Genomic DNA, 11581 nt, shown 5'->3' on the forward strand with positions numbered 1-11581 from the left:
AAATAGCCGTCCTCGCGCCCCAGCTGCGAAATGGCGACTTTCACCCCTTTGTTCAGCGCCTCGCGAAGCCCGCCGTCCATCTCCGCAGCCGTAAGGTCGGTAAACGACTCACCGTGCTTCTCGACAACCTTCTCGGCCGACGCCTGCACCTTGTCAACAACCGTGTCAAGCCACCCCGCCTGAGCACCCGGCACAGTCAGCAGCCCGGCAACCGCCGCAGCGACGATACGTTTTGAAAATAGCATAGATATTCCTGTATTTTTTGAAAAGGAGTATGCCGTAGCACGGCTTAGAGGATTGTTTTCGGGATAGAAACGTAAGTTCGTTGCCACGGTATCAAACATAAATAGAAAAAAGGATTACCAACTTGTTGAAATGGTTTTTTAATAAAGATAAAGTAGCAGAATATATGAGTATCTAAATTACTTTGTCTTAATGCTTAATTCACTGCAGTCAATTCACCGGCAATCATCTCAGCCTGCTTGAGTACCGTTTCAGTAGCCAACATCTGCATATCCGGTGGATAACCAAACTGTCGTAACGTTCTTTTTACGATTACTTTCAACTTAGCTCTCACACTCTCCTTTATCGTCCAGTCAATAGAGGTGTTGGCCTTTACCCTCGCAGTAAGGACAACAGCCAATTCTCTTAATGCATCTTTTTCCATTACTTCTTTGGCACTGTCATTATTGGCAATAGCCGTATAAAAAGCATACTCAAAATCAGTCAGTCCCATAGCCTTAGGTTCTTCATCCATTTTGTGAATATCTTTACTGAGCTTGATTAGCTCTTCTATAACTTCAGCCGCAGTAATAATCTTATTGTGATATTTTTTTATTGAGCTTTCCAACATTTCCATCAATGATTTACTCTGAACCAGATTTGTTTTCATTCTAGTTTTTATCTCATCATTGAGAAGTTTTTTAAGAACTTCAAGAGCAATATTTTTATGCTTCATCCCCTGGACTTCTAGTAAAAACTCTTCTGACAGTATGGAAATATCAGGCTTTTTTATTCCGGAAGCATCAAAAATATCGATCACTTGTTCTGTTACAAGTGCCTTATCTATCACTTGTCTTATGGTAGTTTCCATCTCTTCATCAGTTCTACCATTACCACTACTGTCAAACTTAACAAGTCGTGCTTTTACTGCTTGAAAAAATGAAACTTCATCTTTAACATCCATAGCTTCATCGTGAGGAATAGCTATAGCAAAAGCTTGGGACAGTGCAGTTACCTCATCTATGTATCTTTTTTTACCATCTTCAAGACCAAGTATATGTTCTTCTGCTTCTAAGATTAACGACAACTTTTCTCTTGTGCCAGCCTCAAAATAATCTTCATAACTAAACCCATGGTACATCTGAGACACCACTTCCAGTTTTTCAAGCATCAGTGCAACGGCTTGTTCTTGCCCAAGTGCAGGGTCGCCTTTCCCTCCGCTATCACTATAAAACGAAAGAGCCTTTTTCAAATCACTTGCAATTCCTAAATAATCTACTACAAGGCCGGCAGGCTTGTCTTTATAGACTCTATTGACCCTTGCAATAGCTTGCATGAGGTTATGCCCTTTCATAGGCTTATCTATGTAAAGTGTATGCATAGGGGGCGCATCGAAACCAGTCAACCACATATCTCTTACAATGACAAGTTTTAGTTCATCCTTCGCATCTTTCATGCGGTTAGCCAGTTCTCTTCTCTGTTTTTTAGTGGTATGATGTTTTGCCATCTGCGGACCGTCACTACTACTTGCAGTCATAATAACTTTTATAATACCTTTGTCCAGATCATCACTATGCCATTCAGGACGAAGTTTGATGATCTCTTCATAAAGTCTGGTAGCAATTCTTCTACTCATTGCGACCACCATTCCTTTGCCGTCAAATACTTCCTGACGGTTTTCAAAGTGTGTCACAATATCGTTCGCGACTTCTTTAACCCTGTTTTCGCTCCCTATAAGTGCTTCTAGCTGTGTCCATTTGGCTTTAGCTTTTTGCGTCTCATTCAGGTCGCCATTTTTTAACTCACTATCGAGCTCTTTTACAAGCTTCTTTCCTTCATCACTCAGCGTTATTTTTGCTAGCCGACTTTCATAGTAGATCTTAACCGTAGCTCCATCTTCAACCGCTTGTGCAATGTCGTAAATATCGACGTAGTTTCCAAATACGGCAGGCGTATTGACGTCACTGCTTTCTATCGGTGTACCCGTAAATCCAAGGTAAGTGGCATTAGGTAAGGCATCTCTTAAATATTTGGCAAAGCCATACACTATCTTTTTGCCTATAACATTCTTATCGTTATCTTTCACATCGACTGTTTTTGGTTTAAATCCATACTGTGTACGGTGTGCTTCGTCGGCAATGACTACGATGTTTTTTCTGTTTGAAAGTTCATCGTAGATGTTCCCCTCTTCTGGTTGAAACTTTTGGATTGTGGCAAATATAACGCCGCCACTCGCCACTTTGAGTAGACTTTTCAGATGTTCTCTGTCTACGGCTTGAATCGGTTCTTGTCTAAGCAGACTTTGTGAGCTGGCGAAAGTATCAAAAAGCTGATCGTCTAGATCGTTTCTATCGGTGATAACCAAGATCGTCGGGTTGTTTAAACTCAGAACGATTTTACCGGTATAGAAGACCATAGAGAGTGATTTGCCACTGCCTTGTGTATGCCAGACGACACCCGCTTTTCTATCGCCTCTGGGCTGTTGTTCTACACTTGATAGTCCATAAGCGATGGGATCTTCTTCGACATAACTATCCAAGTCGGTAGCACGCAGTGTTGATTGTATGGCCTTATTAACGGCGTAGTATTGGTGGTAAGCTGCTAGTTTTTTGACCGTTTCAATGGTCACGATACCTGTTTTACTGTCCTCATGTTTACTCTTTTCGTAGACAATAAAACTTCGTACCAAATCTAAAAGTGTCGCACGGTTCAACATCCCGTCTATCAATGTTTCCATCCGTGAAACAAGCTTTGAGGCTTCCTCTCTACCGTCACTGCTTTTCCAGCTCATGAACCTCGTCAGTCCTGCTGAAATGGTGCCTGCTTTTGCCTCCAAGCCATCACTGATAATACAAAATGCATTGTACGTAAACAAAGAGGGAATGATGCTTTTATACGTTTGTATCTGCTTATATGCAGATTTTATGGTCGCATTTTCGTCTACCGGGTTTTTCAGTTCCATTACTACAAGAGGTAAGCCATTGATGAAGAGAATAATGTCGGGACGTTTATTCGTCCCATTTGCGACAATTGTAAATTGGTTCGAGACAACAAAGTCATTATTGTCTACATCTTCAAAGTCTATCAGCTTAACGATCTCCCCACGTGTCACGCCGTCTCTTTGGACCTCTAGCGTTATGCCCTCTGTCAGCATTTTATGAAAAGTTTCATTGTCGGTTAACAGTTCTGTCGTGCCTAATCTCTCTATCTGTTTTAAAGCATCAAAGATCAGGTCATGCTCTAAAGCAGGATTGAGAGCAGTCAGTGCATTTTGAAGTTTATCTTTTAAAATCACCTCTTCGAAAGAGTCTCGCATTGGCGTGTCACTGTCGGGTGCGACGTTTGGAGCATATATGTATTCGAACCCCTGTTTTTCCAGAAGCTCTATGGCAAACAGTTCTATCTCATTTTCGCTTATCTTATTCATCCAAAGGCTCCAATGCATTGATCTCAGCTTCCAAAGATTCCAACAGAGTAATGATCTCTTCAAAAGTCAGATGTTTGTCAAAGATCATGCTTTGCATAGAAGCATAATCTTCTTTGAGTTCCTTATACCTAAATGCTGGCGGCAGCAACTTGAATGTTCCCACCTTGGCATCTTCATATTTAGCCCAAGGGCTTCTGTAAAACTTCTGTTTAAATTCCACGACATCTTGTAAAAGTCCCAAATCTGTCAATGCTTCTTCTTTTACTGCAGCTTGCGCCATCTGTGCAAGGTCGTAATAATGCCGTGAATGCCGTAACGGTATCATTTTCCCTTCTGCTCTATTCGCTTCTTGATGTAAAATCGTCGCCTTTTCCCAAAAAGTTCTTTTAGCCATAACAGCATTCACGCTACATTCTGGTTGTTTAAAGAGGTGTGGAAACTTCTCCGCAACAAAGGGTGTGATTGTGTAAGAGCTTGAAGGTAACCATGACGCCAGAGGACCTATCTCTAGGAGTATCTGAGGTCTTAATGCTTTATCGATAAAAGCTGATGGATAAATGATATTTATAGAAAACTTGTCTTCTTCATCAATGCTACAAGTACAATATGAAGATAAGATTTCAGATACAACAGGCAATAGCACCTCTTCAATATAGGCTATAGCATCTTTGTTGACTTGCTTATTTAATATACCTTGCTGAGTAGGTGTACGACTTTCTTGCGGATCTTTACCAGTCACTAAAGTCCAATCCAAAATCAAATCAATATCTTCCGAGAAACGGCCTATGAGGTTAAAGACTTTAGAAAGGCTCGTTCCGCCTTTAAACATTAGAACTTTATTTAACCTGGCATCTGAAAACAGTTTGTCAAGCGTCCATACAACCCAAAAATCTTTCTCGACAATGGCATTTGTCGTGTTCATCAGACTTGCTGTTTCTTGAAACAACTCGTTTCTTTGTTCTACCGATAAGTTAGCAACATCATTCATTGTCATCTACTTTACAAATCTTTTTGATGGTCTCATAGATCCATACCGTAGAAGACTTGGTATCGTTGAGTATTTTAGAGTACTTGCTTGGCTCTATCTTTTTTCTAATCGTTTCGATGACCATATCATCTATTCTATCTTTGCCGAGGGTTTTAAGAGCTTGAACGATTAAAGAGCTCTCTTTATGTTTAAAGCCTATGTTTTTTAAAGAAGATTTTTTAAACTCTATTGTCATGCTATCTAGTATTTTGTAGCTCTTGTTGGGTCCGTTACTAAGATAGATGTACTTCCCCGGTACCTGTGTTGAAAGTCCAAGTATGTTTAATGCGGTGTCTCCACTCACTTCTATTTTCCAGTTAAACTTTCTGGCATAGGCGCGGGAAACTTGTTCGATGTCAGGGCTTAGCTCTTTTTGTAAGAGTTCGCTATATTTTGGATAGTCGTATATACCTCTAGCTACTCGCCTGATCTTCCCTTGCTTTAGTAGCTCAGACAAAAGGTTGTCCGCTTGTGCCCGGCTAAACTTCCCGAGCAGGTCATTGGCTGAGAACGCCCACCCCCTACCATGTCCAGCTATAAAGTAGAATGCGTTGTTATAGAGGCTAGACAAGGTCTTCCTTTCTATTAGTATCTAGAAAAAAGTATATCTTTTTCTGGATTTATTCTTACTTTTTAAGAAATGTACCTAGATATTAAGCCTGTATTTCCTAAAAGTAGCTAACACATCGTTTATCTCTTTTTCTGTGTTATTTTATCATTCAGTTACTACATCTACACTATCTTTGGCTTCACTACTGTAATGATACTCAGTAAGTTCAGAAGTTAGAAAATCATCCATTAATAATTTAATAAACAAGTCTTTTGAAACTTGTGTATCTAATTGAAGTTTTTCTTCATTGGTATTAAATCGAAAACGCCCAGCAAGGCCCGGATAAGTTTTACAAAAATTTATGATTCTATCATTACTAATTCCCAATTTTAAAACTGGAGATGACTTTGCTACTTTAGTAAAACGTCTTGCATATTTCACATCCGAAACAAGTTCTCTAAGTGTTTCTGGATTTTCTAAAATGTTAATTGCTTCTACCGCATCAAGACCTATAGAAGCTTCTCTAACAATAACATCATGAAAACCGAAGAACTTTTCAATGGTTTTCAAGTCTAAAACAAATAGTTTGTCATTCAATCGCATTAATTGGAATCCTCCACTAATACGTAAAAACTCATCATTAATTTTTTCGAATCGTTCTTCAGATTTTTTGAGAAAAAAACTAGATCTTCCAAAAATATTGACTGGTGCCAACGTCTTGTATAAAACAGCCTGATTTTCATTGTCACCAATTTCTATTAAAAATGCTTTTACCAAAGAAATATCATCTTCAGCGATATTAAACAATGCATGGTCATCTGAAGCAAGAATTGTTTCCATAACTGCCAACTCTTCTGGAACCTCTAAGTCGTATAAATAAATTGTATTTAAGCGCTCATCAGAAGAGGAAAGATTTAAAACGGAAAGTTCATCTTCATTAATAATATTTTCTTTTAAACTTTGAATAAACATAACTTTTAGTTCAGGTAATGATGCTGCTTTAATATCTAGTTTTTTGGGCGTAAAACTATCATCATTCTTCAACAATACATAAACAGTAATTCCAATATCATCAACATTATCAACATGATATTGTAAATTCTCTCTTAATTCTTCTATATTCATGTATAGTCCTTTTTTACATAATAAATTCGTTCGTCCAATTTAATATAATGGACTTTTTGTCCCTCGATTAATCGACCTCTACATATTAAAATAATATTTTCTTTATCACTCATTTTAAAATTACCATTTGCTTCATAAATCTGGAATCCAAGCAAGGCTAACGAAGGGTTTGCATAAAAAAGGTCAGTCTTAATATAAATTATACCCATCACAATCAAAAGTAAAGAAAGAACAATCATTTGCCTGTAACTATCAAAATCAAAACTTATTAAAGGAACCACATATGTAGCTAAAAAAGTCAAATGTTCATAGTTAATGCCTTTTATCCTTGTTATTTTAAAAGGTAAGTCAGTACTCCCTTCTAAATCAAATTCAAATCGCTTAAAAGCATAAAAACAATAAAGCAATAAGACAATAGAGATGACAGGCAAGATATTATTCTTTAATAATTCTACAAATCCAATAAAAGTACACTCTTTGCCAATGCATATAGGAAAATCCACTGTAATAATAATAAAAAATATGAATAGTAAGCCTAATGACATAAGATATAAATCAATTTTTCTACGAGTATTATTCATTTTCGTTCTCCACTTAAGCTAGCAATAGTCGCTTGCAATACCTTCCAACTGATTTCAGCCGTATGTTTATCTGGTGAAAAACCTTGCGAAGCTTGTTGTCTAGGATGAATATAGTTTCTAAAATCTTTTAAGACATGACTAAATTTTTTAATGTCTAACTCAATAAAACCTGTTTCATGTGCTACATTTATCAAACTATCCAATGTCCACTCATACATTGGCTTCACTTTTAGTTCTTTATCCTTTGGAGCAGAACTCGCCATATTAAATTGTTGAGGATTTTTTGTTGCGACATCAAGTAAAAGACCTTCTAGAGTACTGCCACATAAAAAGATAACCGACAATGAAGCACCACTACGTAAAGACTTTTTAATTTCATCAATTCTCTGTTGTATTATTGTCTCGAACTGCATGTCAATATTCAAGAGGGATAAGTTCAATTTTGAAAAATCATGACTTAAAAAGTCACTTTCTGTAGATTCATCATAAACTGTTTTGCCCAAAAGTCGATGTACTATCTTGACACACTCGTCAAATTCTGGAGTATTCACAGGCGCTTTCTTTTTCTTTTGTTCATACCCCCACACTTCCAGTAAGGCTGTTAAAACTTTCCCTACTAATAAATCCGACTCTTTTTCCCAAAATGCACGAAGCCTCTTACCTTTTGAATCGCCATTAAATGCATATTTTGTAGAATAAATATCAATATTGGCTGTTTCTCTAAAGAACTCTGCATATGTCGCATTTGTAAACTCTAAGACATACCCACTTGCTACACCAAGTAAATCTTCAAAATATTTTTTTTCGATTGTTTTTAAACTAGACACTAATTAACTTTCGATTTAAATTCATCTTCATAAAACACTTCCTGCCAATGGTCTTCTAGAATAGCCCATATCTCATCTACTACTTGATAATAATAAGTGCCATATTCATTACTCACTTCATATAAAAACCCCATTTGTTGGAGATGACCTATACTATCAGGTATTGCAGCAACATACTGAAATTTAAAAACTACTGTTTGCTTTTGTTGAGAAAGAAAATAAGCTAAGATCTTTTTCTCTTCTATTCCAAGATTCTTAAGAGTTCTCAGCAACCTACTTTGTGTTTGTGAAGCCTTCTTGTTACGTTTAAAGTATGAAAATATTTTGTCCAAAACATCTATTACGATAAGTATACCCGCTATTAAAGTTGAGATACCAATCCATACCCCATAGTTGGTAACAAATTCTTCTAAATAAAACTTTTCTCTAAAATCATTGCTGGACATAATTAAAATAAGTCCACTAAAAAAAACAATCCATGCAAGTTTTGATAGTGACCCAAAAAGTTTTAAAAAACCATTTAAATCGAAATTCATAGCTTCACCCTCACTTCCCCACTCATAAGCTTAGGTAAAAGTGTATCTCTCATATTTTCTAAAGTTTTAATTTGAACATCATTGTTTTCTTTTTTCAAATATAAATCCGTAATATCTTTACCAATTGTTTTTTGGATGCCCATTGGAGGAATTATAATTTCACTATCTTTAATACTTTGAGTAGAAAGGTTAACTTGAACCCCACTATTTGCTTTACTTTGTAGTAACGCGATAAAATCAGGGTCTTTTAGTTGTACATATAATAAGTAGTTATTTAATAGTTTTTCATCAGATTTTAAATATATACGAGCAACTCTTTGGTTTAAAACATATTTGTCAGATTTATCTATTATTGCAGGGACCCCTAAAATTACGACATTATCTTTCATATCAGTCATTGCCATTACAATGTCATTTTTATTAAGTATCCATTTTTCTAACTTCTCTTCTCTTGGAACAAAATCTTTTTTTGGATTTAATTTTAATCCACCGCCTCTTTCAATATGCCCCATTTTTAAAACTTCTAAATGCTCTTTTTCATATGGAATATAATGTTTACTACTAAAAGAAAACCCATTTTGCATAACTGCAATATCTGATAACTTGCAAGTTTCCCACTCATCCGTAGCCTCTTCAATAAACCATTGTCTAAAAAGTGTTTGTGCTAACGCTTCAAGAGTTTTGTTTTGGCGGTGGAGAAGGTCGATCTTATAATCAAGGCTACTTAGAACTTCTGCTATTGCTTTTTGTTCTTCAAGTGGTGGAAGTAAAATATCGGTTTCATCAAAAGTATTTCTAGTGATAGTGTCAAATACAGCACCATAAGAAACTTGTTGTAATTGTTTTACCGTATTTTTTAAAAGATAGAACAAATAATCATTAATAGATACGTTTTCCTTAGCTCTTAGCCCGTAGCAAGATTGGTTAAATGTCATTGGTTTATCTAGCATAGCTAATGCCCCAACTGTTCCTCTTGCCGAAATAATAATGTCATTTTTTTGCAATAATTTTGTACTACTTTTTTCTAAACCTAAATTAGTTATTGTTTTTTCAGTATTAGAAACATACTTTCTACCTGTATTAAAATCAACCACCGATAACCAAGGAATGTTGCCATTCCAATATTCTGGGAGTGTAGTTTTTGGAGTTCCACCACCAATCACATCAGCAATATCAGAAATTTTAAATTCTTTCCACTCACCCATCAATAACGACCTTTGCCAAGTTGTCATTAATTCTCTGATTAAGTGCTTCTTCCTCTTCTATCTGCTCTTTTAACTCTTGTTGTAAACTCGTAAACCTCTCTTTAAAGTCAAATTCATCATCTACCTCTTCAAGTCCTACATATCGCCCAGGAGTTAGTACATAGTTTAACTCTTTTACTTCATCTTGAGAAGCTGACTTACAAAAACCTTTTATATCTTCATACTCACTACTCCCAGTTTTCCAATCGTGATAAACCTTAGCTATGCAGTCTGTGTCTTCATGGCTAAACTCTTTTGTTCTTCTGTTTATAAGTTCACCCATGTTTCGAGAGTCTATAAATAAGATATCTTTAGTCGTTCTTCCTCTTTTCATAAACCAGATAGTCGCCGGGATCTGCGTGTTTAAAAAAAGTTTTGCGGGTAGGTTCACTATACAGTCTACGAGATTAGCATCGACTAATGCCTTTCTAATATCTCCTTCTCCTCCAGCGTTACTTGTTAGAGAGCCTTTAGCCAATACAAAGCCAGCTGTTCCCGTAGGCGCCAAGTGGTAGAGAAAGTGTTGTATCCAGGCATAGTTTGCATTACCCTCCGGCGGGGTTCCGTACTTCCAGCGTCCGTCATTTCGCAGCAGGTCACCGCTCCAGTCACTCACATTAAAAGGTGGGTTGGCAATGATGAAGTCGGCTTTGAGGTCTTTGTGCGCGTCGTTTAGAAATGAGCCTTCATTGTTCCACTTGACCTGGGAACTGTCTATACCGCGAATGGCGAGGTTCATCTTTGCGAGTCGCCAAGTGGTTTGGTTTGACTCTTGACCGTAGATAGAAATATCGTTTATCTTTCCTTGATGCTCTATTACAAACTTTTCGGACTGCACAAACATACCGCCACTACCGCAACAGGGGTCGAAGACCCTGCCTTTGTACGGTTCCAACATCTTTACAAGAAGTTCAACGACACTCTTAGGCGTATAGAACTGTCCACCTTGTTTACCCTCAGCAAGTGCAAACTCACCTAAAAAGTACTCAAACACATGCCCAAGCACATCGGCACTTCGAGCCTTTGCATCTCCAAAAGCTATATTTCCTATAAGGTCGATAAGTCCACCAAGAGACTTACTGTCAAGGTTATCTCTGGCAAACACTTTTGGCAGTACGCCTTTTAACGAAGGATTGTCTTTTTCGACAACATCCATGGCCTCATCAACAATCTTACCGATGTTTGGCAGTTTGGCATTCGAGAGAAGAAACGACCATCTAGCAGTAGGTGGAACAAAAAATACATTTTCAGCTTTATACTCGTCTCTGTCTTCAGGGTCGGCTCCGGCATACTCCCCTTCGCCCGCTTCCAGTTTGTTATAAAGTTCTTCAAAACTATCAGAGATATATTTTAAAAACACAAGCCCCATAACCACATGCTTATACTCTGCAGCATCAATGTTCTTTCGTAGTTTATCGGCAGCTTTCCATAGCTGTTTTTCTATCGACTCTTCTTGCTTTGCTTTCGCCATATACAGTATCCATCAACTAATAATTTATTTTAAATGATTCTACCACCCGGACGGTATAACGGGGGTTAAACATCGTTGTCATTACTATGTGACATATAATGTTAGAGTAATCACTATATATAAACCAATCATTCCACACAACCAACTGGTTTTTATAAAAATCTATTGGGTAATAGCCCGTATGACAAGGTTCTTAATGAAGCGCGTCAGGCCGAGATAGAGCATCAGCAGTTCGGCGGTATGTCGATGAATTTTTGGCACCGGATGGTCCGAATTTAAATCCGAAGAACATTCGGGGTAAAACAACCAATATTTTGATCTGAAAGCGTGACCAGGAAGCCCGAGGGCTTCGGGTCTTTTATTCGAAGTGAGAGAGGAGTTTGTTCTTGTTGATCTTTGTCAGGTCGGCAGCGACGCACTTTTTAAGCGACTGCTTGACCTGCGGGTCCAGCTTTTCGTTAAGCTTCTTGCTGGTCGCTTTCGGGAAGGCAAGGTGCCATTGCGACGGCGACTCCTGTTTGATGAGCGAGGCGATGTCCGCACTGATCTGCTTTAGAATGCTGCTCTCCTG

The 11581-nt window shown here is 37.6% G+C and carries 11 protein-coding genes; all 11 read right to left on the reverse strand.

Annotated elements, in window-relative coordinates:
- A partial coding sequence (locus tag ABYK33_RS09245) for a hypothetical protein (RefSeq protein ID WP_373032866.1) occupies positions 1-245 on the reverse strand: 245 nt, incomplete at its 3' end.
- 194 nt (positions 246-439) lie between these two features.
- Positions 440-3649: a type I restriction endonuclease subunit R gene (locus tag ABYK33_RS09250; RefSeq protein WP_373032867.1), complete on the reverse strand. Its 3210-nt coding sequence runs from the start codon at positions 3647-3649 to the stop codon at positions 440-442.
- Positions 3642-4637: a nucleotidyl transferase AbiEii/AbiGii toxin family protein gene (locus tag ABYK33_RS09255; RefSeq protein ID WP_373032868.1), complete on the reverse strand. Its 996-nt coding sequence runs from the start codon at positions 4635-4637 to the stop codon at positions 3642-3644. The genes ABYK33_RS09250 and ABYK33_RS09255 overlap by 8 nt, the downstream gene beginning before the upstream one ends.
- The gene (locus ABYK33_RS09260) at positions 4630-5247 is read right to left on the reverse strand and encodes a DUF6088 family protein (protein ID WP_373032869.1); all 618 of its coding nucleotides are present in this window, start codon (positions 5245-5247) and stop codon (positions 4630-4632) included. The genes ABYK33_RS09255 and ABYK33_RS09260 overlap by 8 nt, the downstream gene beginning before the upstream one ends.
- 144 nt (positions 5248-5391) lie before the next feature.
- On the reverse strand, positions 5392-6351 hold the full coding sequence (gene kwaB, locus ABYK33_RS09265) for an anti-phage protein KwaB (RefSeq protein ID WP_373032870.1): 960 nt from the start codon (positions 6349-6351) through the stop codon (positions 5392-5394).
- Positions 6348-6932: an anti-phage protein KwaA gene (gene kwaA / locus ABYK33_RS09270; protein ID WP_373032871.1), complete on the reverse strand. Its 585-nt coding sequence runs from the start codon at positions 6930-6932 to the stop codon at positions 6348-6350. Before kwaA ends, kwaB begins: the two co-directional genes overlap by 4 nt.
- The gene (locus ABYK33_RS09275; protein ID WP_373032872.1) at positions 6929-7759 is read right to left on the reverse strand and encodes a hypothetical protein; all 831 of its coding nucleotides are present in this window, start codon (positions 7757-7759) and stop codon (positions 6929-6931) included. The genes kwaA and ABYK33_RS09275 overlap by 4 nt, the downstream gene beginning before the upstream one ends.
- Positions 7759-8295 (reverse strand): super-infection exclusion protein B, encoded by a 537-nt coding sequence (locus tag ABYK33_RS09280; RefSeq protein ID WP_373032873.1) that lies wholly within the window; start codon positions 8293-8295, stop codon positions 7759-7761. The genes ABYK33_RS09275 and ABYK33_RS09280 overlap by 1 nt, the downstream gene beginning before the upstream one ends.
- Positions 8292-9500: a restriction endonuclease subunit S gene (locus tag ABYK33_RS09285; protein ID WP_373032874.1), complete on the reverse strand. Its 1209-nt coding sequence runs from the start codon at positions 9498-9500 to the stop codon at positions 8292-8294. The genes ABYK33_RS09280 and ABYK33_RS09285 overlap by 4 nt, the downstream gene beginning before the upstream one ends.
- A complete protein-coding gene (locus ABYK33_RS09290; protein ID WP_373032875.1) occupies positions 9493-11010 on the reverse strand; it encodes an N-6 DNA methylase in 1518 nt (505 codons plus the stop codon). The genes ABYK33_RS09285 and ABYK33_RS09290 overlap by 8 nt, the downstream gene beginning before the upstream one ends.
- A 358-nt stretch (positions 11011-11368) precedes the next feature.
- Positions 11369-11581, reverse strand: a 213-nt coding sequence (locus ABYK33_RS09295) for a host attachment protein (protein ID WP_373032876.1), incomplete at its 5' end; no start/stop codon positions are given.

This window comes from Sulfurovum sp., from assembly GCF_041562805.1.
Taxonomy (GTDB): domain Bacteria; phylum Campylobacterota; class Campylobacteria; order Campylobacterales; family Sulfurovaceae; genus Sulfurovum.

What these genes read in the sequence shown, in the direction of transcription:
- ABYK33_RS09255 (WP_373032868.1), bottom strand. Translation starts at nt 4,637, where the DNA reads ATGAATGATGTTGCTAACTTATCGGTAGAACAAAGAAACGAGTTGTTT.
- ABYK33_RS09290 (WP_373032875.1), bottom strand. Translation starts at nt 11,010, where the DNA reads ATGGCGAAAGCAAAGCAAGAAGAGTCGATAGAAAAACAGCTATGGAAA.
- ABYK33_RS09280 (WP_373032873.1), bottom strand. Translation starts at nt 8,295, where the DNA reads ATGAATTTCGATTTAAATGGTTTTTTAAAACTTTTTGGGTCACTATCA.
- kwaA (WP_373032871.1), bottom strand. Translation starts at nt 6,932, where the DNA reads ATGAATAATACTCGTAGAAAAATTGATTTATATCTTATGTCATTAGGC.
- ABYK33_RS09250 (WP_373032867.1), bottom strand. Translation starts at nt 3,649, where the DNA reads ATGAATAAGATAAGCGAAAATGAGATAGAACTGTTTGCCATAGAGCTT.
- ABYK33_RS09285 (WP_373032874.1), bottom strand. Translation starts at nt 9,500, where the DNA reads ATGGGTGAGTGGAAAGAATTTAAAATTTCTGATATTGCTGATGTGATT.
- kwaB (WP_373032870.1), bottom strand. Translation starts at nt 6,351, where the DNA reads ATGAATATAGAAGAATTAAGAGAGAATTTACAATATCATGTTGATAAT.